The sequence below is a fragment of the Pseudomonas sp. H3_C08 genome, from assembly GCF_054669455.1.
Window position 1 is genome coordinate 2,681,060 of sequence record NZ_CP162803.1, and the last position, 26,993, is coordinate 2,708,052.

Genomic DNA, 26,993 nt, shown 5'->3' on the forward strand with positions numbered 1-26,993 from the left:
GTGTACGCGACGGGAGCAAATCAAAAACCCGATGGAACCTCCCTCCTCCACAGAATCTCGAATCTGTATTAGCGCCAAATCACCGATCAGACACGGCGCCATTGAAGAGGAAACCCCGATGAACATTCGCTTCCTGCTTCTGATCGCCAGCTTCGCCATCATCCCCACCTGCGTCATGGCCGAAGGCTGCGACGTCCAGACCCAATCCTCCAGCGCCTCGGTACCAGCGGTGGAAACCCACAGTTGTTATGAATACGAAGGCATGCCCGTCAACTCCATCGACTGGTCTTGCAGCAACGAAAGCAAAGACATGCTCAGCAGCACTAAAACCAAGGTCGAACACTGTGCCGACCATTACCAGGCCACGTGCATCGCCACCATAACCCAGGAATCCCTGGCCAATCCGCACTCCACCAGCAAAGACAAAAACGCCAAAGCACTGAACATCCCCGACAACGCGCAAGTGACCACGTATTACTACGACGTGGAGCATTTGGCCCAGGCGCGGATTGATTGTGAGAATGGTGGCGGGCATTGGAAAACGAAGTAAACGACTGATATCCACGCCTGCGACAGACAAAGAAAAGCCCGGCTCAAAAGGACCGGGCTTTTTAGTGCGCAATATCCGTTAACCACCGCCGTTACCACCACTGCTACTACCGGACGGTTGACCCGCAGGGCTGGGCTTGGAGGCAGAAGGCACCGGCCCATTGTCGGTCTTGCCACCATCACCACCCTTAGGCAGCGAATCGGCATCCGGGTCGGCATTGGTGGCTGGAGACGCCGGCTCACGCGTCTGGCTGTTGCCGTCGTTCGCCGTCGGGGTCGACGTTTCGCCGGCCGCGATCGCGTACAGCGAGCTGCCGGACAGCAAGGCCGCGAGGGTTAACACCGCGATTTTATGGTTCAGCATGGTGGCTCTTCCTTTGCTGGGTGAGTTACAGCATTGGAAGAGTGGCTGGCACGAAGGTGCGGTGTATTGGATGAATGGTCATGGTTTAAGCGAAAAAAAACCGACGCCTGTTCAGGCATCGGTTTTCCCTATCGGTGACAGGAACCGGATGTCAGCGCTTCATCGCTTCACACTGGCTGCGCAGATCCCCATCGCCGATGCTCGAACAGCTACTGCCCTGCTTCGCTTCACAGAAGGCGCGCTGGTCACGATCCTGGATACTTGCGCACGAACCGCCTTTCTCCGCTTCGCAGGCCAGACGCAAATCGTAATTGTCGATGGAGTAACAACTACTGCCTTTCCTGGCGTCGCAATAGGCGCGCTGGTCACGATCCTGGATACTTGCGCACGAACCGCCTTTCTCCGCTTCGCAGGCTGTGCGTAAGTCGTAATTGCCGATGGAATAACAGCTGCTGCCTTCCTGCGTGGCTTGGCAATAGTTGCGTTTGTCAGGATCACTGATGCTCGCACAACTGGCATAAACGTAACTGCTGAACATCAACAAAATCGCAATAATCAATTTCATCTCATAGTTCCTTGAGTTGCCGGGAAACAGACTGGCAATGTTTGATCAGTTCACTGAGCGTTTCGATTCACCATCAGTCATCCAAAAGTGACATCCCCCGTGGAGGAACCTGTCACCTTTAAATCGGCACTCATTCTTTGGGCGTACTGACCAAGCAGGCAGAGAAATATTTGTTCTGGAAATCAGTGGTCGCGGCCGTCTGCTGCTCTGCGGTTTCGCGCCGAGGCTCTTCATACGCATCTTGAATGAGCCTTTGATACATCTTGGTGATCAACTTATTCTCATTTTTTTCCGAAATGTCCCAAAGCGTCGCCATGGGAGCGCCATCCTGACGTGCCTGCATCACGACCATCGCGGCGTTTTCAAGGATCTTGCAGCCTTTCAGATATTCGGTTTTTGAGATGGCTTGTGCGGAAAAGCTGCAAGTAAGTAATGCAGCACAGACAAAGAGTCGATTACGTAACACAGTGGTCTTCCTTGGAAAAATGGCCCGGGACTCTATCATTGATATCGTAATGCCATCAATTCAAACTGATCTGCAAGGTTCAACGTTTCAGGGCTTCGCAGCGGGTGCGCAGGTCATGGTTGTCGATATTCCCGCAACTGCTGCCGCCGGTCGTGGCGTTGCAATAGGCTCGTTGATCATGGTCATCGATGTTGCCGCAGGAGCTGTTGCCCTGCTCCGCATTGCACCGAGCACGCAAGTCGTGATTATCAATATTGCCGCAACTGCTGCCGCTCTTCTTCGCGTTGCAGTAGGCGCGCTGATCATGGTCATCGATGTTGCCGCAGGAGCTGCCACCCAACTCGGCGTTGCACGAGGCGCGCAAATCGTGATTATCGATATTGCCGCAACTGCTGCCGCTCTCCCTCGCATTGCAATAGGCCCGCTGATCGTGGTCGTCGATGTTCCCGCAACTGGCGAACGTGTAACTGCTGAACATCAACAACATGGCGAGTAATAGTCTCATCACACACTTCCTTGGGTTGCCAGGAAACAGCCTGGCACTGGTTGATCCTGTTCAATGAGCGTCGCGACACGCCATCAAATTGACATCGTTTTTTAGGAAAGTTCAAATTGAGGTGTGTACGGATTTGAGTTCTGAAAAAGGCGCAGGAAAACGCGCCGTGTGGTGAGGGGATTCGTCCGTCGAGAGCATCGCCAGGATCCTGGTGCAGGATGTGAGTGATGTGTTTCGGATGATTGAGCAGCGGGGGTTTGAGCCCGCCTCTTAAAAAGAACAGGTAAGGAAAGCGCAGGCATTCCTACTCCACGCATTAGCGAAGTGATGCAGGCAAACCTAAAAAGAAATAATCCGCACTGGTGACAGATCACTTTATAAATAGATCTGTCACCTTTTCGTTTTTTCCTGGAAAAAACTGATTCTTCGGAAACGGCATGATTAAAAAATCTTGCATAGCCGTCTTCTATTCTAAATGACACCTGATGAGGGCAGCCTTATGGCTGCCCTCATTAATTAGAAATTCGCTGGCGTATTCGCACTAATAATCTCAGCCTCATCCGCCCCGATATTCCGAAACTTATGCGGCAGCGTGGTCGGAAAATAATACCCATCCCCCGCATTCAACACACTCACCGACCCATCCACGGTCAACTCCACCGTGCCACGCGTCACCAACCCGCACTCCTCTCCTTCAGCATGCACAATCGGCTCTTCCCCGGAACTCGCGCCCGGTGCGTATTGCTCACGCAGCAAGCGCATTTGGCGGCTGGGCACGGAGGCGCCGATCAGCAGCAGTCGCAAGCCATGGCGGCCGAGGTCGGGTTGTTCGTTGGCGCGGAAGACGTATTGGTGTTCGCGCGGGGGTTGGTCGAAGGTGAAGAAGTCGGCCAGGGACATCGGTATGCCTTCGAGCAGCTTTTTCAGTGAGCTGACGGAGGGGCTGACGCGATTCTGTTCGATCAGGGAGATGGTGGCATTGGTCACGCCGCTACGCCGGGCCAGCTCACGCTGGGAGAGTTTGTAGCTTTCGCGTACTAGTTTGAGTCGAGAACCCGTATCCATGACTGCCTTATGTGAGAACGACTTAAGGGCGATGGGGGTGGGTGGCGGGTGACGCGCCGAGGGCGCGGATCACGTTGCTCCCGTGTCCCGGAACCGTGAAAGGCGGCTATTAAATCACGTTTGCCGGTGTTGCTCAGCAGGTTCGATGGACGGAGGGATAAAAGTCCCTCTGGCCTTGGTAATACGGACCTGTAGGAGTGAGCCTGCTCGCGATTGGGCGGCACATTCACCATTATTTTTGACTGGATAACCGCCTTCGCGAGCAAGCTCGCTCCCACAGGGTTTGTGGTGTTTCTGTGGGAGGGATGGTGGCTGGGCTGGCCTCATCGCGAGCAGGCTCACTCCTACATTTTGATATTTGGTGTATCAGGTAAAAAACCGGCGGGGTCTTGGGGCCGCCGCCGGGGAGGTAACCTAGATGCCGAAACGGTCGCGCAGCGAGTAGTAGACGGCGCCGAGGGCGGTGAGCGGCGCGGAGAACGTGCGGCCGCCGAGCATTGGCATGTGCGGCAGCGATGCGAAAGCATCGAAACGTTCGGCGTCGCCACGGATCATTTCCGAGATCAGCTTGCCGGCCAGGTGCGAGCAGGTAACGCCGTGGCCGCTGTAGCCTTGCATGTAGTAGGCGTTTTTCTCGATGCGGCCGAATTGCGGCATGCGTGACATGGTCAGCAGGAAGTTGCCGGTCCAGCGGTAGTCGATTTTCACGTCTTTGAGCTGCGGGAAGGTCTTGAGGATCTTCGGGCGGATCAGTTGTTCGATGTCGTCCGGTTCCCGCGCGCCGTAGACCACGCCGCCGCCGTACAGCAGACGGTTGTCGGCGGTGAGGCGGTAGTAATCCAGCAGATAGTTACAGTCTTCGACGCAGTAGTTGTTGGTGATCAAGCTGCGCGCCTGCTTCTCGGTCAGCGGTTCGGTGACGACGATCTGCGAACCGCACGGCATGCTTTTCGCGGTCACGCGGTTGTCGAGACCTTGCGGCAGATAAGCGTTGCCGGCGATCAGCAAGTACTTGGCGCGGACCTGACCTTTGGCGGTGCGCACGACGTTGGGCTCGCCGTATTTGATTTCTACAGCCGCTGATTGCTCGTAGATCTTGCCGCCCAAACGCGTGATCGCAGCCGCTTCACCGAGGGCCAGGTTCAGCGGGTGAACGTGGCCGCCCTGCATGTCGAGCAGACCACCAACGTAAGCATCGGAGCCAACTTCACGACGGATATCCGCTGCGTCGAGCATCTTCAGATTGCGGTTGCCATAACGCTCCCAGCCGCGCTTCTGCTCAGCCAGACCGTTGAGTTGTTTCTTGTTCATCGCTGCGAAGATACCGCCCGGGCGGTAGTCGCATTTGATGTCGTATTCCTTGATGCGCGAACGGATGATGTCGGCACCTTCGAAGATCATGCTGCCGAGGATTTCCGCAGTCTTGTCGCCGTAGCGCTCTTCGATCACGTCGACGTCGCGGCTATACGAGTTGACCAGTTGACCGCCGTTGCGACCACTGGCGCCGTAGCCGACTTTCGCCGCTTCCAGCACCGTCACTTTGTAGCCGGCTTCGGTGAGGAACAGCGCCGAGGACAGGCCGGTGTAGCCGGCGCCGATAATGCAGACATCGCACTCGACCGACTCTTCCAGAACCGGAAAGTCGATGACTTCGTTGCGAGTGGCGGCGTAGTAGCTGTTTACGTGTTGCTGTTTCATACGTTTCTCCGAGGGCCGCCAATAGAAGGCGACCACCGCTGTAATAGAGTCAGAGCTTGATCCAGGTCGCTTTCAGCTCGGTGTACTTGTCGAACGCGTGCAGCGATTTATCGCGACCGTTGCCCGACTGCTTGAAACCACCGAACGGTGCGGTCATGTCGCCACCGTCGTACTGGTTGACCCAGACGCTGCCGGCACGCAGACCACGAGCGAAGGTGTGCGCCTTGCTGAGGTTGCTGGTCCACACGCCAGCGGCGAGGCCGAAGATGCTGTCGTTGGCGATCTGCAGCGCTTCTTCGGCGGTGTCGAAGGTGATCAGCGACAGCACTGGGCCAAAGATTTCTTCCTGGGCGATGGTCATCGCGTTGGTCACGCCGTCGAAGAGCGCCGGTTGCACATAGAGGCCGCCGGTTTCTTCGAGGGTGCGTTGGCCGCCGGCGATCAGTTCGGCGCCCTGCTCGCGACCGATGCTGATGTAGCGCAGCACGTTATCGAGTTGACGCTGATCGACCACGGCGCCGACGGTGGTCGCCGGATCCAGTGAATGACCGGGTTTCCACGCTTGCAGCGCTTCCACCAACAGCGGAATGAATTGCTCGCGAATCGAGCGCTCGACCAGCAGACGCGAACCGGCGGTGCACACTTCGCCCTGGTTGAAGGCAATGGCGCCGGCCGCGGCTTGTGCTGCCGCGCGCAAGTCCGGGGCGTCGGCAAACACCACGTTCGGGCTCTTGCCCCCGGCTTCGAGCCAGACGCGTTTCATGTTGCTTTGCCCGGCATAAATCATCAGTTGCTTGGCAATCGCCGTGGAGCCGGTGAAGGCCAGCACGTCGACGTCCATGTGCAACGCCAACGCCTTGCCGACGGTGTGGCCGAAGCCTGGCAAGACGTTGAACACGCCTTTCGGAATGCCGGCATCCAGCGCGAGCTGGGCGATGCGGATCGCGGTCAGTGGCGACTTTTCCGAAGGTTTGAGAATGAACGAGTTGCCTGCTGCCAGGGCCGGCGCGAATTTCCAGCTGGCCATGATCAACGGGAAGTTCCACGGCACGATGGCCGCAACCACGCCGGAGGGTTCACGGGTGACCAGACCGAGTTGATCGTGCGGGGTGGCAGCAACTTCGTCGTAGATCTTGTCGATGGCTTCGGCACTCCAGCGGATCGCGTTGGCGGTCGCCGGGATGTCGATGTTCATCGAATCGCTGATCGGTTTACCCATGTCGAGGGTTTCCAGCAGCGCCAGTTCTTCCTGGTTCTGCAGGATCAGATCGGCGAAGCGAATCAGAATGCGCTTGCGCTCGGCCGGGGCCTTTTTCGCCCACACGCCGGACTCAAAAGACTGGCGCGCAACTTCAACGGCGAGGTTGGCGTCGGCTTCATCGGTGCTGGCCACGGAGGCGAGGAAACGGCCGTCGACGGGGCTCAGGCATTCGAAGGTGTCGCCACTGATGGCCGGGCGGTATTCACCGTTGATGAACGCGCGGGCTTCGATGGTCAGGGACTGGAAGCGTTGTTCCCAGTCGTTGCGGGTCGTTGTCATTGTTGTGGCTCGACAAGGGGGGATTGGGGGTGTCGGGTTGCTGTGTCTGGGTTGAGATGGCTGCCCTCACCCTAGCCCTCTCCCGGGGGTAGAGGGGACCGACCGAAGTGTCTTGGGATCTGCACCGACCTGAACGACCGAGTCGAATATGGATTCGGCAAAAATCGTTCAGGTCAGCGGATTGCCCGAGCATCCCCGGATCAGTCCCCTCTCCCTCCGGGAGAGGGTTAGGGTGAGGGGCTTTTGGCCTTTGGGGCCCTCAAACACTCAGACCGTATGCAGATACCAGTTGTACTCAAGGTCAGAAATCGAGTTCTCAAACTCGGCCAGCTCACTCTCTTTACACGCGACAAACACGTCGATGTACATCGGGTCGATGTAGCGGGCCATGACTTCGCTGTCGTCCAGCTCACGCAGCGCGTCGCGAAGGTTGTTCGGCAGGCTCTGTTCGTTTTGCTCGTAGCTGTTGCCTTCCACCGGGGCGCCCGGCTCGATCTGATTGGTCAGACCGTGGTGAACACCGGCCAGCACCGACGCCATCAGCAAGTACGGGTTGGCATCGGCACCGGCGACGCGATGCTCGATACGCACAGCATCGGCCGACCCGGTTGGCACACGGACCGCAACGGTGCGGTTGTCGATGCCCCAGCTCGGCGAATTCGGTACGTAGAATTGCGCGCCAAAGCGGCGGTACGAGTTGACGTTCGGGCAGAGGAACGCCATTTGCGCAGGCAGGGTCTCCAGCACACCGCCGATCGCGTGACGCAGTGCGGCGTTCTGCTCGGGATCCTCGCTGGCGAAGATGTTGTTGCCTTCTTTGTCCAGGATCGAAATGTGCACGTGCAGACCGTTGCCCGCCTGGCCCGGATACGGCTTGGCCATGAAGGTGGTGTCCATCTCATGGTCGTAGGCGATGTTCTTCACCAGACGCTTGAGCAGGACGGCGTAGTCGCACGCCTTGATCGGGTCGGAGACGTGATGCAGGTTGACTTCGAACTGCGCCGGGGCGCTTTCCTTGACGATCGCGTCAGCCGGGATGCCCTGCTCTTTCGCGCCTTCGAGGATGTCTTGCAGGCAATCGACGTATTCGTCGAGGTCGTCGATCAGGTACACCTGAGTCGACACCGGACGCTTGCCGGACACCGGCGAACGTGGCGATTGCGGACGGCCGTTCACGTTGTCCTGATCGATCAGGTAGAACTCGAGTTCGAATGCCGCGCAGATGGTCAGACCGAGGTCGTCGAATTTGCGCACGACGTTGGCCAGCACTTCACGCGGGTCAGCGAAGAACGGCTGGCCTTCGATCTCGTGCATGGTCATCAAGAGTTGTGCGGTGGGGCGCTTCTGCCACGGCTCGATGCTCAGGGTGCCGGGGATCGGGTAGCAAATACGGTCAGCGTCGCCGATGTCCAGACCCAGGCCGGTGCTTTCCACCGTGGAGCCATTGATGTCGAGCGCGAAAAGCGAGGCCGGCAGGTTGATACCTTTCTCGTAAACCTTATGAAGACTGGTGCGTTCGATGCGCTTGCCGCGCACCACACCGTTCATATCCGCAATCAGAAGGTCGACGTACAAAACCTCAGGATATTTCTTAAGGAATGCGTTTGCTTCGTTGAGTTGAACGGTACGCAGAGGGACCGACATGATGCACCTATTTAGCTGTTAATTATTATGTTCACTGCTGTTTCGCCGAGCCAGTCAACCCGAACGGCAAAGTGAAGTCAATAGCGAACAGATGGCCGCTCAGGGTTTATTTTTCGGGCTTTTTTTAACACTTGCGTGCCAATGCAGGGGTCGCAGCCCCGGAAATCATGAAGATATGATGAACCGCGTTTAGAATTTTTTACATGGCAGTTGTTAATTAAAATCAACGAGGCTAAGCTCCGGAAAAGCTCGTTCAAGTGTCAAACTTCGAGGTGAATAAAAATGGCATTCAAGCCATTGATCGGCGTTACTGCGTGCGTCAAACAGATTGGCCTGCACCCCTATCACATCAGCGGCGACAAGTACGTACGTGCTGTCAGCGTTGGCGCTAACGGGTTGCCAGTGGTCATTCCTTCCCTTGGCAACCTGACTGAAATCGAAGACCTGCTCGGTCAACTCGACGGTCTGCTGCTGACCGGCTCGCCCTCGAACGTGGAACCTTTCCACTATCAAGGCCCGGCCAGCGCTCCCGGCACGGATCACGATCCGGCGCGGGATGCCACCACCCTTCCTTTATTGCGTGCAGCCATCGCGGCGGGCGTTCCAGTGCTCGGCATCTGCCGGGGTTTCCAGGAAATGAACGTGGCGTTCGGCGGCAGCCTGCATCAGAAGGTGCATGAGCTGCCGGGCATGCTCGATCACCGTGAAGCCGACAGCCCTGACGTGGCCGTGCAATACGCACCGGCTCACGCGGTGACGGTATTGAGCGGCGGCGTGTTCGAGGCACTGGGGTTGCCGGGTGAGTTCCAGGTCAATTCGATTCACAGCCAGGGCATCGATCGTCTCGCGCCCGGCCTGCGTGCCGAAGCGGTGGCGCCGGACGGCTTGATCGAAGCGATCTCGGTCGAGCACAGCCCGACCTTCGCCCTCGGCGTGCAATGGCACCCGGAATGGCAAGTACTGGACAACCCGAACTACCTGAAGATTTTCCAGGCCTTCGGCGCGGCTTGCCGGCTACGGGCGACGCGGCGCAACCAGCGCTGACACAACACAAGAATCCGTAACGATTTACTGCCCCCACGGACGTCGGGTGTGCCTTTGCGCATCCGTCATTCGTGAACAACACCCGTAATAACAACAAGTACGACCCAGGCAGCCAGGACGGCGGCGCCGACCAAGCCGGACGGCGGGAGCAAGACCTTCAGATCAATGCAATACCCTGTGGGAGCGAGCTTGCTCGCGAAAGCGGTGTGTCAGGCAACAACGACGTCGACTGACACGACGTTTTCGCGAGCAAGCTCGCTCCCACAGGGGGATGTGATCCGACCGGGAATGCACCTGCAGGCTTGCAATCCACTTAAGCCCGGCCACATTGGCCAGGCGAACGAAACCTGTTGGGAGTTTCACATGGCAAACGCCTCCAGCACTTACAGGAAGGCACTTGAAGGTCATCAGCAACCGAAAAAGGTGCTGGTGAAAGTCGATCGTGTCACCAAGAAGTTCGACGAAACCGTGGCAGTGGACGATGTGTCCCTGGAGATCCATCAGGGCGAAATCTTCGCCCTGCTCGGCGGCTCCGGTTCGGGAAAATCGACCCTGCTGCGCATGCTCGCCGGTTTCGAGCGACCGACCGAAGGGCGGATTCTGCTCGACGGCGTGGACATCACCGACATGCCGCCGTACGAGCGGCCGATCAACATGATGTTCCAGTCCTACGCGCTGTTCCCACACATGACCGTCGCGCAGAACATCGCCTTCGGCCTCAAGCAGGACCGTTTGCCGGCCAGTGAAATCGACGCCCGTGTCGATGAAATGCTGCGTCTGGTGCACATGACCCAATACGCCAAACGCCGTCCGCACCAGTTGTCCGGCGGTCAGCGTCAGCGCGTCGCCCTCGCCCGCTCGCTGGCCAAGCGTCCGAAGCTGTTGCTGCTCGACGAGCCGATGGGCGCGCTGGATAAAAAGCTGCGTTCGCAGATGCAACTGGAACTGGTGCAGATCATCGAACGCGTCGGCGTAACCTGCGTGATGGTGACTCACGACCAGGAAGAGGCCATGACCATGGCCGAGCGCATCGCGATCATGCACCTCGGATGGATCGCCCAGATCGGCAGCCCGGTCGACATTTATGAAGCGCCGGTCAGCCGCATGGTCTGCGAGTTCATCGGTAACGTGAACGCCTTCGATGGCACCGTGGTGGAAGACCTTGAAGGTCACGCGATCATCCACAGCCCGGACTTGCAGCAGAAGATCTACGTCGGTCACGGCGTCAGCACTTCGGTGCAGGACAAATCGGTCACCTACGCGATCCGTCCGGAAAAAATGCTCGTCAGCACCACTCAACCGGAATTCCGCTACAACTGGTCCGAAGGCAAGGTACATGACATCGCCTACCTCGGCGGTCACTCGGTGTTCTACGTCGAATTGCCCGGCGGCAAAATCGTCCAGTCGTTCATGGCCAACGCCGAACGCCGTGGCGCGCGACCGACCTGGGACGACAAGGTTTACGTCTGGTGGGAAGACGACAGCGGCGTGGTACTGCGCTCATGAGAACCTTCAATCAGCAATTCCTGCGCCTGGTGCCCAGCGGGCGAAAACTGGTGATCGGCATTCCGTTCATCTGGCTGTTCCTGTTCTTCATGCTGCCGTTCTTTCTGGTGATGAAGATCAGTTTCTCGGAAGCCGCGCTGTCGATCCCGCCGTACTCGGAGATCTACACCTACGCCGAACAGAAATTCCAGCTGATGCTCAACATCGGCAACTACACCATGCTCGGCGAAGACGAGCTGTACCTGTCGGCCTACCTCGGTTCGCTGAAGGTGGCGGCACTGAGCACGATGATGTGCCTGCTGATCGGTTTCCCGATGGCCTACGCGATCACCAAGACCGGCAAGGAAACGCAAAACGTCCTGCTGCTGTTGATCATGATGCCGACCTGGACCGCGATTCTGATCCGCGTTTATGCGTGGATGGGCATCCTCAGCAACAACGGTCTGCTCAACGCGTTTTTGATGTGGACGGGGTTGACCGATCACCCGATCGAGATCCTCAACACCAACACGGCTGTGTATATCGGCGTGGTCTACGCCTACCTGCCGTTCATGGTGTTGCCGCTGTACGCCAACCTCGTCAAGCACGATGGCAGCCTGCTGGAAGCCGCGCAGGACCTGGGTTCGAGCAACTTCAACAACTTCTGGAAAATCACCGTGCCGCTGGCCAAGAACGGGATTATTGCCGGCTGCATGCTGGTGTTCATTCCGGTGGTCGGTGAGTTCGTGATTCCGGAACTGTTGGGTGGCCCGGAGACCCTGATGATCGGTCGCGTGCTGTGGCAAGAGTTCTTCAATAACCGCGACTGGCCGGTGGCGTCTGCCTTGGCGGTGGTGATGCTGTTGATCCTGATTGTGCCGATTCTGCTGTTCAACCGCAGCCAGGCCAAAGAGATGGAGGCACGGGGATGAAACGCTTCGGTTTTTCCAAGTTCATGTTGATCTTCGGCCTGATGTTCATTTATCTGCCGATGCTGATTCTGGTGATCTACTCGTTCAACGCATCCAAACTGGTGACAGTCTGGGGCGGCTGGTCGGTGAAGTGGTACGTCGGTTTGCTCGACAACACGCAACTGATGGGCTCAGTGGTGCGCTCGCTGGAAATCGCCTGCTACACCGCGATCGCCGCTGTAGCGTTGGGCACCCTCGCCGCTTTCGTGCTGACCCGCGTCACGCGCTTCAAGGGTCGCACGCTGTTCGGTGGTCTGGTCACCGCGCCGTTGGTGATGCCTGAAGTGATCACCGGTCTGTCGCTGTTGCTGCTGTTCGTGGCCATGGCGCAGTTGATCGGCTGGCCACAGGAGCGTGGCATCGTCACGATCTGGATCGCCCACACCACGTTTTGTGCCGCTTATGTCGCGGTGGTAGTCTCCGCCCGCCTCCGCGAGCTGGATCTGTCGATCGAAGAAGCCGCGATGGATCTCGGCGCGAAACCGTTCAAGGTGTTTTTCCTGATCACCATTCCAATGATCGCGCCGTCGCTGGCGGCGGGCGGGATGATGTCGTTCGCTCTGTCGCTGGATGACCTGGTGTTGGCAAGCTTCGTTTCCGGGCCGGGTTCGACGACCCTGCCGATGGAAGTGTTCTCGGCGGTGCGTCTGGGCGTCAAGCCTGAGATCAACGCCGTGGCCAGCCTGATTCTGCTGGCGGTGTCGCTGGTGACCTTCCTGGTCTGGTACTTCGGCCGCAAGGCAGAAGCCAATCGCAAACGAGCGATTCAGGAAGCGATGGATCAGACCGCAAACGAGTCGTGGCAGCCTCAGCAATCCGCAGCAACCGCTTAACCTGTAGTCAGCCCCTCGGTCAGTCCCCTCTCCCCCTGGTAGAGGGTTAGGGTGGGGGGGGCTTTGCGTAACGTGAATAAAAAGAATGGAGTTGTACCGATGAAAATGTTTGGCAGGACTCTGCTGACACTGTCCTTAATGGGCGCGATGGTCATGGGCGCCCAGGCCAACGACAAGGTGCTGCGTGTTTACAACTGGTCCGATTACATCGCGCCGGATACGGTCAAGAAGTTCGAAGACGAGACCGGTATCCGCGTGACCTACGACGTCTTCGACAGCAACGAAACCCTTGAGGCGCGTTTGTTGGCGGGCAAATCCGGCTACGACTTGGTCGTGCCGTCGAACAGTTTCCTGGCCAAGCAGATCAAGGCCGGCGTCTATCAGACGCTGGATAAATCCAAGCTGCCGAACTGGAAGAATCTCAACCCGGTGCTGCTGAAAAACGCCGCCGCCAGTGATCCGGACAACGCCCACGCGTTCCCGTACATGTGGGGCTCGATCGGCATCGGTTTCAACCCGGCCAAGGTCAAGGAAGTGCTCGGCGCCAACGCCCCGACCAATTCCTGGGACTTGCTGTTCAAACCGGAAAACGCTGAAAAACTCAAAGCCTGCGGCATTAGTTTCCTCGATTCGCCGACCGAAATGATCCCGGCCGCCCTGCACTACCTGGGCTACCCGGTGAACGACAAGGACACCGCGCACATCAAGGAAGCCGAGGCGCTGTTCATGAAGATCCGCCCGAACGTGGCGTACTTCCACTCCTCGAAATACATCTCTGATCTGGCCAACGGCAACATCTGCGTGGCGGTCGGTTACTCCGGCGACGTGCTGCAGGCCAAGGCCCGCGCGGTGGAATCGGGCAACAACGTGGTGATCGACTACAGCATTCCCAAAGAAGGCGCCGGCAGCTTCTACGACATGGTCGCGATCCCGCGCGATGCGGCGAACGTCGAGAACGCCTACCTGTTCATGGACTTCCTGATGCGTCCGGACATCATTGCAGAGATCACCAACAGCAACGGCTACAGCAACGCCAACGCGGCGGCCACGCCATTGGTGGATGAAGCGATCCGCAACGACCCGGGTTCGTACCCGTCGCAAGCGGTGATGGCGACGTTGTATGCGGTGCCGGATCAGCCGATTGCCACACAGCGAATCATGACCCGTGGCTGGACCCGGGTGAAACTCGGTAAATAGGACAAGTACAAATCCAAATGTGGGAGCGAGCTTGCTCGCGAAAGCGGGTGAACAACCGCTAAAGATGTTGGATGTGCCGACGCCTTCGCGAGCAAGCTCGCTCCCACAGGGTCAGTGGCTGACTCGAAGAAATTTATGATTTCCCGTTCACGCAGCGCCTTACCACCGCTGCACCCTGCAATGAACGGCCTCACCTGGCTTCCTCGGTCAAGGTGAATTTCAGGCGCCCTCGGGCGCCTTTTTTTGTGCCTCAGATCAGCGACCAGTCCTGCAGGATCCGGTAGCGCCCTTTGTGCGATTCGAACAAGGCAAAACGTTCAGCGCGCAGGAAAAACTCTGGCGGCGTAGCAGATTCCGGCTCTGGCGCACGGTAGTCTCGGGCCAGGGTCAGATGCGGACGAAACTCGCGGGGCGTCTCTTCAAAACCGAACGGCAACATCGCCTGTTCCAGCGCGTAGACCAGGCGCAGCAACGCCGGCGGTGCCTGCTCGGGCGCGAGCGACAACACCCCGGGGCGATGCCAGACCTGCAGTCGATCAAGCGGAATTCTCAAGGCCTCTCCCGGCGTACGCACTTGTCCGGCGGCCTCACAGACTTCGTTGATCTGCGCCAAGGGCACGGCGCCGATAAACAGCAGCGTCAGGTGAAAATTGTCCGCAGGCACCGGCTTACCGGTGCGTAAACCCAACTCCCCGCGCCACTGAGCAATTGCCTTGCGTTGCACCGCCGGGCAATCGAGGGCGAAAAACAGTCGCTTCGCTTCTTCGGTCATGGCCCTGCTCCCCTGTTCAAAGTGATCCGCCGGATTCTACACAGCCTGATCTGACGACTCGTGACAGGAAGCTATAGTTCAAGGATTGCCATCAACCGGAGGCCGCCATGCGCGCGATCCTCAGCAAAGAACCGTGGTGGGCCCGCCCGCCCAATCCCGGGCAGGATGAAAGTGAACTGGAATGGGGCTGGCTGGTGCATTACAGCGAAGGTGAGCCGCGCTTCGAATTCGTCCGCGAACGCCCGACGGACGAGCAGATCCGCAACCGTAAAAGCTGCAGAATCACCCCCTCGGAGTGAACACAATACCTGTAGGAGTGAGCCTGCTCGCGATGGCGTTCGCACATTCAATGCTTCATTGACAGACCCACCGCGATCGCGAGCAGGCTCACTCCTACAAAAGATTTACGCTGGTTTCAGGGTTCGAGGATATTTTTAAAGCCACCAAAGATCATCCGCTGGCCATCAAACCCCATCGGGTTGACGTCCGGTTGCATGCGCGGATCTTCCATCATTTTGCCCATGCCAGCGTCGCGAGTGGCCTTGTCGGGCCAGATCAGCCAGCCGGATGAAACCGTCTCGCCTTCCTTGAGTTTGACCGCCATCGGAAATGACGTGACCTTGCCCTCCGGCACGTCATCGCCCCAGCACTGCATCACATCCTGTGCACCGTATTCCTTGAACAGCTTCGCGGCGATTTCACAGTGTTTTTTGTACTGCTCACGATTGGCGGTTGGCACCGGCGCTACAAAAATATCGATGTAAGCCATGATCACTCTCCTTGCACGTTGGGTTCGATCTGCTGGTTAGTCGATTGCGGCGGCTGCCATTCGACAGGATTCACGCCCAAGCCGACCGACGGTTCATCACCCCCACCCAGATTGCGCTCGACCTGCCCGGCCACGTGCAACGTGCCGGCCATAACCCCGGTCGTCGGGTTCTGCACCAGTTTCAGCCAGGCCTTGTCAAAGGTGCTGCCCAGACTGCTGCGAATCAGCGCTTCGCTGTCGGGCCGGTCATTGGCCTGGAGGATGGCGCGAATGCCGGCGACACCGACCGAGATCAGCCCTCCAGCCAGTTTCCCCGCCGCAGCCGCTACAGCACTGGCGGCCCCGCGCGGCGCCATTTCCGCTTCCATCCGCTGACTGGCGCGCTTGGCCACCGGGGCCATGCCGGCATCGGTCGAGGCAATGCCCTTGGCGCCGCCGTCAGTGTGGATCTTGTCGATCAACGCGGCATAGGCCGGCAAGGTGTTCAACGGTTCCGTGCTGATCACTTGAAACAACGAAGCATCCCGCGCTGGCGGCGGGCCCAGTGCAATGGCGGGGATTTTCTGCAAACGCCCGTTGAGCTGAGCGACAGGCACACCATGACGCTGGGCGATGAGCGGCATCTGTTGCGCCATCAACTGCGCATAGAACGCCGTCGCCTGCCCCAGAATTGCATCCGGATCGATCTCCACCGCCACCGGCGCCAGCACCCTTTCCTGATATTGCTCAAGCAGATACGCCGCCAGCCGCTTGGCCGAGGCGTCCTGCTCACCGCCGGCATTGATCGTGTACCAACTGACTTTCATCGACAGCCATTCCTGGGTCCAGTAGCTGCTGAACCACGGAATGAAATTTTCTTCAGTTTGCTGATAGACGCGAGTACGCCAATGTTCCATCGAGCCACGGGCAAAGACTTTGACTTGCTCGGTGGCTTGCTGCGAAGCGCTGACGATTTCGCGGTCGATCTGCTGCCAGGTCTGCGGCGAGACGAACACGGCTTGCGGCGCTGACACCGGCGCCCGCGCCGAAGTGGCGCAGCCGGCCAGCAACAACAGTGCGGCGACGAGCAGCGCACGCGAGTTCACGGTTGAGGTTTCCTTTCAATAAGGAGGAGTCAGATTTGAGTATAGGTGTGGGTGCAGGGCCGTTTGTCCGGTTTTGGCTGGTCTGGCGCCATCGCGAGCAGGCTCACTCCTACAGGGGAATGCATTTCAAATGTAGGAGTGAGCCTGCTCGCGATAAGGCCAACAGCAACACCCCAAAAACCCGAACCATCACTGCCATCGATATTCACCATCGCCACGATTGCCTTCCGCCCGCCGCCCGTCAAAGGCACGATTAAGCCATCCGAAACACAACGAGGAGTTCACAACATGATTCACACCCACGTCACACTCTCCGTGAGTTTCCCGGTGTTCGGCAGCAACTATTACGACCAGCACGCCGTGTCGCACAAGGCGCAGGCACTGGTGTTCAACGAAGATTTCGAAGATCTGCTGATGCCCGCCGCCACCAATCATTTCAACAATGAAGTGGTCGGCATCAACGATCAGTTCCGTTTTCTGAGCGACATTCTCGCCACCCATTTGCTGGACATCGAGGCCTCCGTGCCTGCGCGATCCAGCGTCCGGGCGAGCGCTCACTTTTAATTGAGGGCTAATGACAGAGGGCGTTCCTTTTTGGGGAACGCCCTCTTTTTGTTCAATCAATCATCATCCCGATCACGGTAGTAACGACGCCCATCGCGGCGGTCATCGCGGTCATCCCAGCGCCGGTCATGGTCGTAATTGCGGCCATGGTCGCGGTCGTAATGCCGGCCATGGCGGTGGTCATCATCAAAATCCGCGACACAGCCGCCGAGCAATACGGCGGCGGTCACGGTCAGCAGCATCGTTGTTGCGCGCTTCATTCAACACTTCCCTAAAACCAAGGTCTTGACGACGGAATCGGCGACGCTGCCCGCGCCTTCAGGACGCGGTGCGCGCAGCCGCAGATACGACCGGGCAAAACGCCGTTGATTCACTGGCCACTATCGACCGTTTGTCGCCCCGCCCGCGCTGCCCGAGCAGCGGCGAAATGCCACCTATACTCCTTGCAACCAAGCCCCACGCAATGGATCTGCGCCCTCAATAACAACAAGCAGAGGTGGACCATGGTCTGGCAGCAAATTTACGACCCGTTCGGCAACCCGGTGATCTCCACGCTCATGGCCGCCGTACCGGTGGTGGTGATGCTTGCGGCGCTGGCGTTCTTCCACGTCAAGGCGCATCTCGCGGCGCTGCTGGCGCTGGCGTCCGCCCTGCTGATTTCGATTTTTGCCTTCGGCATGCCGGCGAGCATGGCCGGTTCTGCGGCGTTGTTCGGTGCCGCGAATGGCTTGCTGCCAATCGGCTGGATCGTCCTCAACATCATCTTTCTGCATCGCCTGACCACCGAGAACGGCTCGTTCAAAGTGCTGCAGGATTCCCTTGCGCGAATCACCGATGACCGCCGTTTGCAGTTGCTGCTGATCGCGTTCTGCTTCGGTGCGTTTTTCGAAGGTGCGGCGGGGTTCGGCACGCCGGTAGCGGTGACCGGGGCGATTCTGATCGGGCTGGGGTTTTCGCCGTTGGCCGCGTCGGGTCTGGCGCTGATCGCCAACACCGCGCCGGTGGCATTCGGCGCACTCGGTACGCCGATCATCACGCTGGCCAAAGTTACCGGGCTGGATGAAATGGAACTGTCGATGATGGTTGGTCGGCAGTTGCCGTTTTTCTCGGTGCTGGTGCCGTTCTGGTTGATCTGGGCCTTCGCCGGGTGGCGCAAGATGCTGGAGATCTGGCCGGCGATTCTGGTGGCCGGTGTCAGCTTCGCGATCCCGCAATTTCTGGTGTCGAACTACCACGGCCCAATGTTGGTGGACGTGATCGCCGCGCTGATTTCCATGGCCTGTCTGACGCTGTTTTTGAAGGTATGGAAACCGGCGACCATTCACACTTCGGCAGCGCTGTCAGGGCGGGTCGACAACTCCAAAGTCGAGGAAGAAAAAGTCACTGCCAGCGCCGCGTTCAGCGATCAGGCGCGCCCGGCGGTGATGCGCGCGTGGATGCCGTGGATCATCCTCACCGTGTTCGTGTTTGCCTGGGGTACTCAGGGCTTCAAGAATATGTTCGACACCCGCCCCGCCATTGATCCGGTAACCCACTCGGCCAAGCTCGACCCGCAGGGCAAGCCGCTGCGCGAAGCCAACCCGGTCTTCGCCCCGGCCGTGACTTTTACCACTTTGCACCTGCAAATCGAAAAAGTGCCGCCGGTGGTCGCGGCACCGAAAGCGGAAGAAGCGGTGTACAAATTCACTTGGTTCACCGCCACCGGCAGCGGGATTCTGCTGGCGGCGATTGTCGGTGGTTTGCTGATGGGCTATTCGATCCCGCAACTGATCAAGCAATACCTGCGCACGTTGTGGGTGGTGCGGTTTTCGTTGATCACCATTGCAGCGATGCTGGCGCTCGGGTTTCTCACGCGCTACTCGGGACTCGACGCGACCATGGGCCTGGCGTTTGCCGCGACGGGGATTTTCTATCCGATGTTCGGCACGTTGCTCGGTTGGCTGGGCGTCGCGCTGACAGGTTCCGATACCGCATCGAACGTACTGTTTGGCGGCTTGCAGCGGGTGACGTCGGAACAGCTCGGGATCAGTCCGATCCTGATGGCGGCGGCGAACAGCTCCGGCGGGGTGATGGGCAAAATGGTCGATGCGCAATCGATCGTGGTCGCCTCCACCGCGACCCGCTGGTACGGGCATGAGGGCGAGATTTTGCGCTACGTGTTCTTCCACTCGATTGTGCTGGCGATTCTGGTCGGCGGACTGGTGACGTTGCAGGCGTATGTGGCGCCGTTTACGCATATGGTGGTTGGCTCGCATTAGCCAAGTAGACCCATTCCCCTGTGGGAGCGAGCTTGCTCGCGAAGGCGTCCGTTCAGTCGATGAAGAGGTTGAATGTGCCGGCCTCTTCGCGAGCAAGCTCGCTCCCACAGGGATGTATGTAAGGCAGAAGATTGATGAGCTGTGCGCATAACTCTATAGCGCAAATCCGCAAAAACCTTTTCCTCTCTTCGGCAGTCACTCCTTTACGAGACCGGCGATGACGCTGGCTGCCCGCTTGGGCCATTCACGACCCTGCTGCCCTGATGAAGAGAGAAAAGGAATCGAACCATGACGATTTCCCGACGCGGATTTCTGATCCTCGGCGCCGTGACCGCCACCGCGTTCGCGATGCCGCCGTTTATCAGCCTCAAGGCCTACGCGGCCAATCTGGAGCAACCGGCCATGAGCAAAGTGACGATCAACGTCAACGGCAAGCCGCGTGCGCTTGACGTCGACACCCGCACCACCCTGCTCGATGCCTTGCGCGAGCACCTGCACCTGAGCGGCACCAAAAAAGGCTGCGACCACGGCCAGTGCGGCGCCTGCACGGTGATCGCCGATGGTCGACGCGTCAACTCTTGCCTGACCCTGGCGGTGATGCACGAAGGCAGCGAGATCACCACCATCGAAGGCCTCGGCATGCCGGACAATCTGCACCCGATGCAGGCCGCATTCATCAAGCACGACGGCTATCAGTGCGGCTATTGCACACCAGGGCAGATCTGCTCGGCGGTGTCAGTGATCAAGGAAATCCGCGACGGCATCCCCAGCCACGTCAGTGAGAGCCTCACCGAGGCGCCGCAGTTGATCGCCAGAGAGTTTCAGGAACGCATGAGCGGCAATATCTGCCGCTGCGGTGCGTACTCGAACATCATCGAAGCCATCACCGAAGTCGCGGAGGTACCGGCATGAGACCGTTCAATTACAGCCGCGCCGACTCCCCCGCCGCTGCCGCTGCGCAAGCCGCACAGGTCGAGGGCGCACGCTTCATCGCTGGCGGCACCAACCTGCTGGACTTGATGAAACTCGACATCGAAACCCCGCTGCACCTGATCGACGTCAACCACCTCGGCTTGGATCAGATCGAAGCCACACCCGAGGGCGGCTTGCGCATCGGCGCGCTGGTGCGCAACACCGATCTGGCGGCCGATATGCGCGTGCGGCAAGACTACGCCCTGCTCTCGCGCGCCTTGCTCGCCGGGGCTTCCGGACAGTTGCGCAACATGGCGAGCACCGCCGGCAACCTGCTGCAACGCACGCGCTGCCCGTATTTCTACGACACCCATCAGGCTTGCAACAAACGCAATCCCGGCAGCGGCTGCGCGGCGATTGGCGGGGTCAGTCGGCAACTGGGCATCATCGGCGTCAGCGACGTCTGCATCGCCACGCACCCGAGTGACATGGCAATTGCCATGCGTGCTCTCGATGCGCAGATTGACACGGTGAAACCCGACGGCAGCACCCGCAGCATCGCCATGGCCGACTTTCACCAGTTGCCCGGTACCACGCCGAACATCGAAACCAGCCTGACGCCCGGCGAGTTCATCACCTCGGTGACACTGCCCGCGCCCGTCGGCGGCACCCACATTTATCACAAGGTGCGTGATCGTTCGTCCTACGCATTCGCGCTGGTCTCGGTCGGCCTGATCCTGCAAAAAGACGGCAGCGGTCGCGTTGCGGTCGGCGGTATCGCGCCGAAACCGTGGCGAATTGAAGAGGCCGAAGCGCTGCTGCCAAAAGGCGCCAAAGCCGTCAGCGAACGCCTGCTCGACGGCGCCACGCCGACCCACGACAACCAATTCAAACTGACCCTGGTCGAGCGCACGCTCGGCTCGGTGTTGGCGCAAGCGAGGGATGAGGCATGAAATTCGACACGCCCGCCACCACCAACCCGATCGACCAGTTGAAGGTCATCGGCCAACCCACCGAGCGCATCGAAGGCCCGTTGAAAACCAGCGGCCAGGCCACGTATGCCTACGAGCAACATGAAGCGGCCGCCAATCAGGCTTACGGTGTCATGGTCGATGCGGCCATCGCCAAAGGGCGGATCAAAGCCATTCATCTGGACGCGGCGAAAGCCGCGCCGGGCGTGCTGGCGATTGTCACCGCCGCGAATGCCGGCAAGCTCGACAAGGGTCAATACAACGCCGCCCACCTGCTCGCCGGTCCCGAAGTTCAGCATTATCAGCAGGCCGTCGCGCTGGTCGTCGCTGAGACTTTCGAACAAGCCCGCGCCGCCGCGCAACGGGTCAAGGTCGATTACGAAGCCGTCGAAGGCAAGTTCGATCTGGCCAGCGTGAAAGACTTGGGCGTCGAGCCGAAAGACGAGTTGCCCGACGTCAATCATGGTGACTTCGACAAGGCCTTTGCCGCCGCGCCGGTACAGTTCGATCAGACTTACACCACCCCGGACCAGTCCCACGCGATGATGGAACCCCACGCGACATTGGCAGCGTGGAAAGGCGATCAACTGACCTTGTGGACCTCCAACCAGATGGTCGCCTGGAGTGTCGGCGACATTGCGAAAACCCTCGGTTTACCGAAGGAAAAAGTTCGTTTGGTCTCGCCGTATATCGGTGGCGGTTTCGGCGGCAAGCTGTTCATCCGCGCCGACGCGATTCTTGCCGCCCTCGGTGCGCGCATGGCCGGCAGACCGGTGAAAGTCGCCCTCGCCCGCCCGCAGATGGCCAACAACACCACGCACCGTCCGGCGACAATTCAGCGCATCCGCATGGGCGCCACGGCGGACGGCAAGCTCACCGCCATCGCCCACGAGGGCTGGTCGGGCAACCTCGCCGACGGCAAGGTCGAGCTCGCCGCACAACCGAGCCAGTTGCTGTACGCCGCCGAAAACCGTCGCGTGAGCATGCGCCTCGCGCCGCTCGATTTGCCCGAAGGCAACGCCATGCGTGCGCCGGGTGAAGCACCGGGGTTGATGGTGCTGGAAATCGCCATGGACGAGATGGCCGAGCAACTGAAGATGGACCCGGTGCAATTCCGCATTCTCAACGATACGCAGGTCGATCCGGTGAAGACCGAACGGCCGTTTTCCCAGCGGCAATTGATCAAGTGCCTGCAGACGGGCGCCGAGAAATTCGGCTGGAACCAGCGCAAGGCTCAACCGGGCAGCCGTCGTGAAGGTCGCTGGCTGATCGGCATGGGCGTGGCGGCGGCGTTTCGCAACAACCTGCTGGTCAAGTCCGGCGCCCGCGTGCATTTGGAGCGTGACGGCAAGATTGTTGTGGAAACCGACATGACCGATATCGGCACCGGCAGCTATACGATCATCGCGCAGACTGCCGCCGAGATGATGGGCGTAAGCCTCGACGCGGTGGTGGTGCGGCTGGGTGACTCGAACTTCCCCGTGTCGGCCGGCTCCGGCGGCCAGTTCGGCGGTAACTGCTCGACCTCCGGGGTCTTTGCCGCGTGCGTAAAACTGCGTGAAGCGGTGGCGGGCAAGCTGGGCATGGCGGCGGATCAGGCGGAGTTTGTCGACGGTCAGGTGCGGCTCGGCAACAAGAGCGTACCGTTGCGCAACGCGGCTGAAGGCGGCGCGCTGGTCGGCGAGGACAGCATCGAGTTCGGTGATCTGGCCGAGAAGTATCAGCAGTCGACCTTCGGCGCACATTTCGTCGAAGTCGCCGTCGACGCGGCCACCGGTGAAGTACGCGTGCGGCGCATGCTCGCGGTATGCGCGGCGGGACGGATTCTCAATCCGACTTCGGCACGCAGTCAGGTGATCGGCGCAATGACCATGGGCGTCGGTGCCGCGTTGATGGAAGAGTTGGCGGTGGACAAGAAACTTGGGTTTTTCGTCAACCATGATCTGGCCGGGTACGAGGTGCCGGTGCATGCCGACATTCCGCATCAGGAGGTGATTTTTCTTGATGAGACTGATCCAGTGTCTTCGCCGATGAAGGCCAAGGGTGTCGGTGAGTTGGGGATTTGCGGGGTCAGTGCGGCGGTGGCGAATGCGATCTACAACGCTACGGGGGCGAGAGTACGGGAGTATCCGATTACCCTCGATAAAATCCTTTCTTCACTGCCGGAGATGATCTAAACGCCTGAAAAGAGCCCCTCACCCTAGCCCTCTCCCAAAGGGAGAGGGGACCGATCCGGGGATGTTCGGGAGCTGCGCCGACTTGAACGTCCTGTTGTGAATCCATAATTGACACAGCACTTTCAGATCGATGGATAGCGTTTTCCTGTAAATCCATAATCGACTCGGTCTCTCAGGTCGATGTATGACGCCAGACACCTCGGTCGGCCCCCTCTCCCTTCGGGAGAGGGCTGGGGTGAGGGAAAAGCCTCACTCGGTTGACGGATACTGCTCATCACTCACCTGTTCCATCCACTCAACCACCTTGCCGTCCAGCACCTCAGCAATAGCAATATGAGTCATCGCCGTGCCAGGCGCCGCCCCGTGCCAATGCTTGGCCCCAGGCGCAATCCACACCGTATCCCCTGGACGAATCTCACGAACCGACTGCCCCCACTCCTGCACAAACCCGGAACCGGCCGTGACGATCAATGTCTGCCCCAACGGATGCGTATGCCAAGCGGTACGCGCGCCCGGCTCAAACGTCACTGTCGCGCCACTGATCCGCGCCGCGTCGGAGCCTTTGAACGGCGCATCCACCCGCACAGTGCCAGTGAACCAATCTGCCGGGCCCTTGGCCGAAGGTTGCGAACCATTCGGGGTGACGGTCACTCGTGGCGTTTCATTGGCCTGCACCTCACCCGCCAACAGGGAAAGGGTCAATGCAGAAGCGGCAATCGGGTTCATGGCAATGTCTCCAAATAAACAGTGCCACCACTCTAACGGCACCAACTCTTCAGATAATCGATTAGAATTCTAAAAAACTTATGCAGGACACTCATCAATGCTGCGTGAAAATGCCACCGACCTGCTCGCCTTCCTCGCCGTCGCCCGCGAGCGCAGTTTCACCAAAGCGGCGGCCAAACTCGGCGTTTCGCAATCGGCGCTCAGTCACACGATTCGCGCGCTTGAAGCGCGTTTAGGCCTGCGCTTGCTGACCCGCACGACTCGCAGCGTCTCGCCCACCGAAGCCGGCGAACACCTCCTGCAAACCATCGGCCCGCGCTTCGAAGAAATCGAACTGGAACTGGCGGCGCTGAGCAACCTGCGCGACACCCCGGCGGGGAAGATCCGCATCAGCGCCACCGATCACTCGCTGAACTGGTTGCTGCGCCCGGTGCTCAAGGATTTTCTGCCGCAGTACCCGGACATATCCATCGAGGTCTGCTGCGATTATGGTTTCGTCGACATCGCCGGCCAGGGTTTCGACGCTGGCGTGCGCCTGGGTGAAGACGTCGCGCAAGGCATGATCGCCACCCGCATCGGCCCCGACATGCGCATGGCGGTGGTCGGTTCACCCGCCTATTTCGCCAAACGGCCCCCGCCGCAAACACCCCGCGACCTGACCGACCACGCCTGCAACAACCTGCGCCTGCCCACCAACGGCGGGTTGTACAGTTGGGAGTTCGAGAAGGATGGCGAAAGCCTGAAAGTGCGGGTCTCCGGGCAGATCACTCTGAACGGCGTCTACCCGTTGCTCGACGCTGCGCTGGACGGTTTTGGCCTGAGCTACATCCCGGAGAACATCGTCGCGCCGTATCTGGCCGACGGCCGTTTACTGCAAGTGCTGGACGAGTGGTGCCCGACGTTTGCCGGTTATCACCTCTACTACCCGAGCCGACGTCAGGCGGCGCCGGCGTTTGCATTGTTGCTGGAGGCGTTGCGCTATCGCGGTTAAGCGCCGTCTACGAGATCGATTATCCCGCTGCTAACGCAATCAACTGATGCCGTTGCGCATCGGTGAGCATCGGCCCGAACCCGGCCTTGGCGTTATCGGCCATATAGCGCGGATTGCCCGTGCCCGGGATCACGCAAGTCACCGCCGAATGCGAGAGCAGAAACTTCAACGCCAATTGTGCCCAGCTGTTGACCTGCACATCCGACACCCAGCCCGGCAGCGGTTTGCCTTTGAGCCGGGCCAGCAGTCCCCCGCCACCGAACGGTCGATTACAGATCACCGCGACGCCGCGCTCGCGGCACAAAGGCAAAATACGTTTCTCCACGCCTCGGTCATCGAGGGCGTAATTGATTTGCAGAAAGTCCAGTTGTTCGGCCTTCAACACCGATTCGACTTCCTCATAGGCCGAGGGCGTGTAATGGGTGATGCCGATGTAACGGATGCGCCCCTGCGCTTTCCATTCACGCAGGGTCGGCAGGTGGGTTTGCCAGTCGAGCAGGTTGTGGATCTGCATCAGATCGATGCGCTCGGTGCGTAGCAGGCTGAACGACTGTTCCATCTGCGCGATGCCTTCCTTGCGCCCGCGCGTCCACACCTTGGTCGCCAGAAACGCTGGCGAACGCGGTTCGTGGATCGATAGCAGTTCGCCGGTGGTCTGTTCGGCGCGGCCATACATCGGTGAACTGTCGATCAGCGTGCCGCCCTTTTTGAACAGCTCATCGAGCACCGCCGGCAATTGCCGATAGGCCGGGTCACCGGGCGCGACGTCAAAGCCGCGATAGGTGCCCAGGCCCACGATGGGCAGCGACTCGGCACTGGACGGGATGGCACGGGTCTGCATGGTTTGGCCTCCGGTAGTCGCGGACGTGGTGGTTGTGGCCAGCGCCCGATCAAAGGTGAAGACCGCCGAAACCCCGGCAGCCAGCGTGAGCAATTGGCGACGGGAGTAACCCTCAGTGTGGCTCATGCTGGTTCCCCTGCTGCGTGGATCTGTTGCCTGTTGTGTGTGCGAGCGGCCCGGTGGCAGGGCTGAACTACACTGCGACAGCGATCCTTCACACACCGTTAAAAGTAGCCGAATGTCCCGAACCCTGATGCCACTCGTCGCATTGATCGTTGCCGTGTACCTGGTGCTGTGCGCGGCGCTGTTCTTTTTTCAGCGCTCGCTGATCTATTTTCCGCAGCCCAATGCCGTCAGCGGCAGCGACTCACAACTGATCCTGTCGATGCCGGACGCGCGGGTTTCAGTGATCACCCGCGAGCGCGTCGGGCCACGGGCGCTGATCTATTTCGGCGGCAATGCCGAGGACGTGTCGCGCAATCTGCCGGAGTTTGCCGAGGCGTTTCCCGATTACGCAGTGTATTTGCTCAACTACCGCGGTTTCGGTGGCAGCGGCGGTTCACCGTCGGCGTCGGCGATTGCTGAGGATGCGCTGGCGCTGTTCGATCAGGTCTACGCCAGTCATCCGCAGGTGGCCGTGGTCGGGCGCAGCCTCGGTTCCGGCGTCGCCGTGCGTCTGGCCAGTCAACGGCCGGTGCAACAGCTGATTCTGGTGACGCCTTACAACAGCCTCGAAGAAATCGCGGCGCGCCAGTATCCGTGGGTGCCGGTGCAGTGGTTGCTCAAGGACCGATTTGAATCCGGCAAGTACGCCGCGCATATCCGCGTGCCGACGTTGCTGCTGGCGGCCAGTGACGACGAGGTGATCCCTCGCGCCAGCACCCAGCGTTTGCTGGAAAGTTTCCCGCAAGGCGTGGCGATGCTCCGGGTGGTGCCGGATTCGGGGCATAACTCGATCTCGGATCGTGCGCAGTATTTGCAGTGGATGAAGGATGTGTTGAATCGGTGAT

At 59.6% G+C, this 26,993-nt stretch carries 28 protein-coding genes and 1 pseudogene; 15 read left to right on the forward strand and 14 right to left on the reverse strand.

What is annotated here, in order from left to right; translation table 11 throughout:
* Positions 1-118 precede the first annotated feature (118 nt).
* Positions 119-550 (forward strand): hypothetical protein, encoded by a 432-nt coding sequence (locus AB4N74_RS12220; protein WP_460100440.1) that lies wholly within the window; start codon positions 119-121, stop codon positions 548-550.
* A gap of 78 nt (positions 551-628) precedes the next feature.
* Here AB4N74_RS12220 and AB4N74_RS12225 read toward each other — a convergent pair whose 3' ends face one another.
* The 4 genes from AB4N74_RS12225 to AB4N74_RS12240 form a co-directional block, all read right to left on the reverse strand.
* Positions 629-913, reverse strand: coding sequence for a hypothetical protein (locus tag AB4N74_RS12225; RefSeq protein WP_122598586.1), 285 nt, complete (start codon positions 911-913; stop codon positions 629-631).
* A gap of 151 nt (positions 914-1,064) precedes the next feature.
* On the reverse strand, positions 1,065-1,478 hold the full coding sequence (locus tag AB4N74_RS12230; RefSeq protein ID WP_460100443.1) for a hypothetical protein: 414 nt from the start codon (positions 1,476-1,478) through the stop codon (positions 1,065-1,067).
* A gap of 130 nt (positions 1,479-1,608) precedes the next feature.
* The gene (locus tag AB4N74_RS12235) at positions 1,609-1,944 is read right to left on the reverse strand and encodes a hypothetical protein (RefSeq protein ID WP_320337654.1); all 336 of its coding nucleotides are present in this window, start codon (positions 1,942-1,944) and stop codon (positions 1,609-1,611) included.
* Between the two features lie 79 nt (positions 1,945-2,023).
* Entirely contained in the window at positions 2,024-2,449 is a 426-nt protein-coding gene (locus AB4N74_RS12240; protein ID WP_007919295.1) for a hypothetical protein, read from the reverse strand.
* Between the two features lie 172 nt (positions 2,450-2,621).
* Here AB4N74_RS12240 and AB4N74_RS12245 point away from each other — a divergent pair.
* Positions 2,622-2,714: pseudogene (locus AB4N74_RS12245) on the forward strand (fructose-bisphosphate aldolase); the annotation flags it as partial.
* A gap of 242 nt (positions 2,715-2,956) precedes the next feature.
* Here AB4N74_RS12245 and AB4N74_RS12250 read toward each other — a convergent pair.
* From AB4N74_RS12250 to AB4N74_RS12265, 4 genes are all read right to left on the reverse strand, one after another.
* Positions 2,957-3,505 (reverse strand): cupin domain-containing protein, encoded by a 549-nt coding sequence (locus AB4N74_RS12250; RefSeq protein WP_007950154.1) that lies wholly within the window; start codon positions 3,503-3,505, stop codon positions 2,957-2,959.
* A 414-nt stretch (positions 3,506-3,919) separates the two neighbouring features.
* On the reverse strand, positions 3,920-5,203 hold the full coding sequence (locus AB4N74_RS12255) for an NAD(P)/FAD-dependent oxidoreductase (RefSeq protein ID WP_093440793.1): 1,284 nt from the start codon (positions 5,201-5,203) through the stop codon (positions 3,920-3,922).
* A gap of 49 nt (positions 5,204-5,252) precedes the next feature.
* Positions 5,253-6,743, reverse strand: coding sequence for an aldehyde dehydrogenase (locus AB4N74_RS12260; protein WP_093440797.1), 1,491 nt, complete (start codon positions 6,741-6,743; stop codon positions 5,253-5,255).
* A gap of 267 nt (positions 6,744-7,010) precedes the next feature.
* Entirely contained in the window at positions 7,011-8,387 is a 1,377-nt protein-coding gene (locus AB4N74_RS12265) for a glutamine synthetase family protein (RefSeq protein WP_093440801.1), read from the reverse strand.
* A 282-nt stretch (positions 8,388-8,669) separates the two neighbouring features.
* On the opposite strand from AB4N74_RS12265, the gene AB4N74_RS12270 reads away from it, so the two are divergent.
* The 5 genes from AB4N74_RS12270 to AB4N74_RS12290 all read left to right on the forward strand — a co-directional run bounded on the left by AB4N74_RS12270 (position 8,670) and on the right by AB4N74_RS12290 (position 13,917).
* Complete coding sequence (locus AB4N74_RS12270) at positions 8,670-9,431, forward strand: gamma-glutamyl-gamma-aminobutyrate hydrolase family protein (protein ID WP_093440805.1); 762 nt, start codon at positions 8,670-8,672, stop codon at positions 9,429-9,431.
* Between the two features lie 363 nt (positions 9,432-9,794).
* Positions 9,795-10,937 (forward strand): ABC transporter ATP-binding protein, encoded by a 1,143-nt coding sequence (locus AB4N74_RS12275; protein WP_007919249.1) that lies wholly within the window; start codon positions 9,795-9,797, stop codon positions 10,935-10,937.
* Positions 10,934-11,848: an ABC transporter permease subunit gene (locus tag AB4N74_RS12280; protein WP_034155532.1), complete on the forward strand. Its 915-nt coding sequence runs from the start codon at positions 10,934-10,936 to the stop codon at positions 11,846-11,848. Before AB4N74_RS12275 ends, AB4N74_RS12280 begins: the two co-directional genes overlap by 4 nt.
* The gene (locus AB4N74_RS12285; protein ID WP_038365610.1) at positions 11,845-12,720 is read left to right on the forward strand and encodes an ABC transporter permease subunit; all 876 of its coding nucleotides are present in this window, start codon (positions 11,845-11,847) and stop codon (positions 12,718-12,720) included. The genes AB4N74_RS12280 and AB4N74_RS12285 overlap by 4 nt, the downstream gene beginning before the upstream one ends.
* Before the next feature lie 99 nt (positions 12,721-12,819).
* Positions 12,820-13,917: a polyamine ABC transporter substrate-binding protein gene (locus tag AB4N74_RS12290; protein WP_034155530.1), complete on the forward strand. Its 1,098-nt coding sequence runs from the start codon at positions 12,820-12,822 to the stop codon at positions 13,915-13,917.
* 250 nt (positions 13,918-14,167) lie between these two features.
* Here the strand turns inward: AB4N74_RS12290 and thpR are convergent, their stop codons facing one another.
* Positions 14,168-14,689 carry an RNA 2',3'-cyclic phosphodiesterase gene (gene thpR / locus AB4N74_RS12295; RefSeq protein ID WP_116254945.1) on the reverse strand — a complete coding sequence of 174 codons (522 nt, stop codon included), beginning with the start codon at positions 14,687-14,689 and terminating at the stop codon, positions 14,168-14,170.
* A 107-nt stretch (positions 14,690-14,796) separates the two neighbouring features.
* Here thpR and AB4N74_RS12300 point away from each other — a divergent pair, with 107 nt between their 5' ends.
* A complete protein-coding gene (locus tag AB4N74_RS12300; RefSeq protein WP_093440824.1) occupies positions 14,797-14,988 on the forward strand; it encodes a hypothetical protein in 192 nt (63 codons plus the stop codon).
* A gap of 116 nt (positions 14,989-15,104) precedes the next feature.
* Here the strand turns inward: AB4N74_RS12300 and AB4N74_RS12305 are convergent, their stop codons facing one another.
* Together AB4N74_RS12305 and AB4N74_RS12310 are read right to left on the reverse strand one after the other, a co-directional pair.
* A complete protein-coding gene (locus tag AB4N74_RS12305; RefSeq protein WP_093440829.1) occupies positions 15,105-15,458 on the reverse strand; it encodes a DUF1428 domain-containing protein in 354 nt (117 codons plus the stop codon).
* Positions 15,459-15,460: 2 nt separating this feature from the next.
* Complete coding sequence (locus tag AB4N74_RS12310; RefSeq protein ID WP_099756558.1) at positions 15,461-16,543, reverse strand: hypothetical protein; 1,083 nt, start codon at positions 16,541-16,543, stop codon at positions 15,461-15,463.
* 288 nt (positions 16,544-16,831) lie between these two features.
* Here AB4N74_RS12310 and AB4N74_RS12315 point away from each other — a divergent pair, with 288 nt between their 5' ends.
* Positions 16,832-17,107 (forward strand): hypothetical protein, encoded by a 276-nt coding sequence (locus AB4N74_RS12315; protein WP_095047967.1) that lies wholly within the window; start codon positions 16,832-16,834, stop codon positions 17,105-17,107.
* Positions 17,108-17,163: 56 nt separating this feature from the next.
* On the opposite strand, the gene AB4N74_RS12320 is transcribed toward AB4N74_RS12315, so the two are convergent.
* A complete protein-coding gene (locus AB4N74_RS12320; RefSeq protein WP_007918829.1) occupies positions 17,164-17,367 on the reverse strand; it encodes a hypothetical protein in 204 nt (67 codons plus the stop codon).
* Positions 17,368-17,610: 243 nt separating this feature from the next.
* On the opposite strand from AB4N74_RS12320, the gene AB4N74_RS12325 reads away from it, so the two are divergent.
* The 4 genes from AB4N74_RS12325 to paoC all read left to right on the forward strand — a co-directional run bounded on the left by AB4N74_RS12325 (position 17,611) and on the right by paoC (position 23,425).
* On the forward strand, positions 17,611-19,365 hold the full coding sequence (locus AB4N74_RS12325; protein WP_257355441.1) for an L-lactate permease: 1,755 nt from the start codon (positions 17,611-17,613) through the stop codon (positions 19,363-19,365).
* A 288-nt stretch (positions 19,366-19,653) separates the two neighbouring features.
* Complete coding sequence (gene paoA, locus AB4N74_RS12330) at positions 19,654-20,277, forward strand: aldehyde dehydrogenase iron-sulfur subunit PaoA (protein WP_460100456.1); 624 nt, start codon at positions 19,654-19,656, stop codon at positions 20,275-20,277.
* Complete coding sequence (locus AB4N74_RS12335; protein WP_460100459.1) at positions 20,274-21,230, forward strand: FAD binding domain-containing protein; 957 nt, start codon at positions 20,274-20,276, stop codon at positions 21,228-21,230. Before paoA ends, AB4N74_RS12335 begins: the two co-directional genes overlap by 4 nt.
* The gene (paoC, locus tag AB4N74_RS12340) at positions 21,227-23,425 is read left to right on the forward strand and encodes an aldehyde oxidoreductase molybdenum-binding subunit PaoC (protein ID WP_427120659.1); all 2,199 of its coding nucleotides are present in this window, start codon (positions 21,227-21,229) and stop codon (positions 23,423-23,425) included. The genes AB4N74_RS12335 and paoC overlap by 4 nt, the downstream gene beginning before the upstream one ends.
* A gap of 249 nt (positions 23,426-23,674) precedes the next feature.
* On the opposite strand, the gene AB4N74_RS12345 is transcribed toward paoC, so the two are convergent.
* Entirely contained in the window at positions 23,675-24,151 is a 477-nt protein-coding gene (locus AB4N74_RS12345; protein WP_320337646.1) for a (R)-mandelonitrile lyase, read from the reverse strand.
* 97 nt (positions 24,152-24,248) lie between these two features.
* On the opposite strand from AB4N74_RS12345, the gene AB4N74_RS12350 reads away from it, so the two are divergent.
* Positions 24,249-25,142 (forward strand): LysR family transcriptional regulator, encoded by an 894-nt coding sequence (locus tag AB4N74_RS12350; RefSeq protein WP_460091317.1) that lies wholly within the window; start codon positions 24,249-24,251, stop codon positions 25,140-25,142.
* Positions 25,143-25,161: 19 nt separating this feature from the next.
* Here AB4N74_RS12350 and AB4N74_RS12355 read toward each other — a convergent pair whose 3' ends face one another.
* The gene (locus AB4N74_RS12355; protein ID WP_460100463.1) at positions 25,162-26,109 is read right to left on the reverse strand and encodes an aldo/keto reductase; all 948 of its coding nucleotides are present in this window, start codon (positions 26,107-26,109) and stop codon (positions 25,162-25,164) included.
* Positions 26,110-26,221: 112 nt separating this feature from the next.
* Between AB4N74_RS12355 and AB4N74_RS12360 the strand changes: the two genes are divergently transcribed.
* Positions 26,222-26,992 carry an alpha/beta hydrolase gene (locus tag AB4N74_RS12360; protein ID WP_460100466.1) on the forward strand — a complete coding sequence of 257 codons (771 nt, stop codon included), beginning with the start codon at positions 26,222-26,224 and terminating at the stop codon, positions 26,990-26,992.
* Position 26,993 lies beyond the last annotated feature (1 nt).

Excerpts from the sequence above, each read along its gene's own strand:
- AB4N74_RS12270 (WP_093440805.1), top strand. The coding sequence starts at position 8,670 with ATGGCATTCAAGCCATTGATCGGCGTTACTGCGTGCGTCAAACAGATT.
- AB4N74_RS12325 (WP_257355441.1), top strand. The coding sequence starts at position 17,611 with ATGGTCTGGCAGCAAATTTACGACCCGTTCGGCAACCCGGTGATCTCC.
- paoC (WP_427120659.1), top strand. The coding sequence starts at position 21,227 with ATGAAATTCGACACGCCCGCCACCACCAACCCGATCGACCAGTTGAAG.
- AB4N74_RS12265 (WP_093440801.1), bottom strand. The coding sequence starts at position 8,387 with ATGTCGGTCCCTCTGCGTACCGTTCAACTCAACGAAGCAAACGCATTC.
- AB4N74_RS12230 (WP_460100443.1), bottom strand. The coding sequence starts at position 1,478 with ATGAAATTGATTATTGCGATTTTGTTGATGTTCAGCAGTTACGTTTAT.
- paoA (WP_460100456.1), top strand. The coding sequence starts at position 19,654 with ATGACGATTTCCCGACGCGGATTTCTGATCCTCGGCGCCGTGACCGCC.
- AB4N74_RS12250 (WP_007950154.1), bottom strand. The coding sequence starts at position 3,505 with ATGGATACGGGTTCTCGACTCAAACTAGTACGCGAAAGCTACAAACTC.
- AB4N74_RS12275 (WP_007919249.1), top strand. The coding sequence starts at position 9,795 with ATGGCAAACGCCTCCAGCACTTACAGGAAGGCACTTGAAGGTCATCAG.
- AB4N74_RS12260 (WP_093440797.1), bottom strand. The coding sequence starts at position 6,743 with ATGACAACGACCCGCAACGACTGGGAACAACGCTTCCAGTCCCTGACC.
- AB4N74_RS12280 (WP_034155532.1), top strand. The coding sequence starts at position 10,934 with ATGAGAACCTTCAATCAGCAATTCCTGCGCCTGGTGCCCAGCGGGCGA.
- AB4N74_RS12305 (WP_093440829.1), bottom strand. The coding sequence starts at position 15,458 with ATGGCTTACATCGATATTTTTGTAGCGCCGGTGCCAACCGCCAATCGT.
- AB4N74_RS12240 (WP_007919295.1), bottom strand. The coding sequence starts at position 2,449 with ATGAGACTATTACTCGCCATGTTGTTGATGTTCAGCAGTTACACGTTC.
- AB4N74_RS12300 (WP_093440824.1), top strand. The coding sequence starts at position 14,797 with ATGCGCGCGATCCTCAGCAAAGAACCGTGGTGGGCCCGCCCGCCCAAT.
- AB4N74_RS12345 (WP_320337646.1), bottom strand. The coding sequence starts at position 24,151 with ATGAACCCGATTGCCGCTTCTGCATTGACCCTTTCCCTGTTGGCGGGT.
- AB4N74_RS12355 (WP_460100463.1), bottom strand. The coding sequence starts at position 26,109 with ATGAGCCACACTGAGGGTTACTCCCGTCGCCAATTGCTCACGCTGGCT.
- AB4N74_RS12225 (WP_122598586.1), bottom strand. The coding sequence starts at position 913 with ATGCTGAACCATAAAATCGCGGTGTTAACCCTCGCGGCCTTGCTGTCC.
- AB4N74_RS12320 (WP_007918829.1), bottom strand. The coding sequence starts at position 17,367 with ATGAAGCGCGCAACAACGATGCTGCTGACCGTGACCGCCGCCGTATTG.
- AB4N74_RS12335 (WP_460100459.1), top strand. The coding sequence starts at position 20,274 with ATGAGACCGTTCAATTACAGCCGCGCCGACTCCCCCGCCGCTGCCGCT.
- thpR (WP_116254945.1), bottom strand. The coding sequence starts at position 14,689 with ATGACCGAAGAAGCGAAGCGACTGTTTTTCGCCCTCGATTGCCCGGCG.
- AB4N74_RS12290 (WP_034155530.1), top strand. The coding sequence starts at position 12,820 with ATGAAAATGTTTGGCAGGACTCTGCTGACACTGTCCTTAATGGGCGCG.
- AB4N74_RS12360 (WP_460100466.1), top strand. The coding sequence starts at position 26,222 with ATGTCCCGAACCCTGATGCCACTCGTCGCATTGATCGTTGCCGTGTAC.
- AB4N74_RS12220 (WP_460100440.1), top strand. The coding sequence starts at position 119 with ATGAACATTCGCTTCCTGCTTCTGATCGCCAGCTTCGCCATCATCCCC.
- AB4N74_RS12315 (WP_095047967.1), top strand. The coding sequence starts at position 16,832 with ATGATTCACACCCACGTCACACTCTCCGTGAGTTTCCCGGTGTTCGGC.
- AB4N74_RS12350 (WP_460091317.1), top strand. The coding sequence starts at position 24,249 with ATGCTGCGTGAAAATGCCACCGACCTGCTCGCCTTCCTCGCCGTCGCC.
- AB4N74_RS12285 (WP_038365610.1), top strand. The coding sequence starts at position 11,845 with ATGAAACGCTTCGGTTTTTCCAAGTTCATGTTGATCTTCGGCCTGATG.
- AB4N74_RS12255 (WP_093440793.1), bottom strand. The coding sequence starts at position 5,203 with ATGAAACAGCAACACGTAAACAGCTACTACGCCGCCACTCGCAACGAA.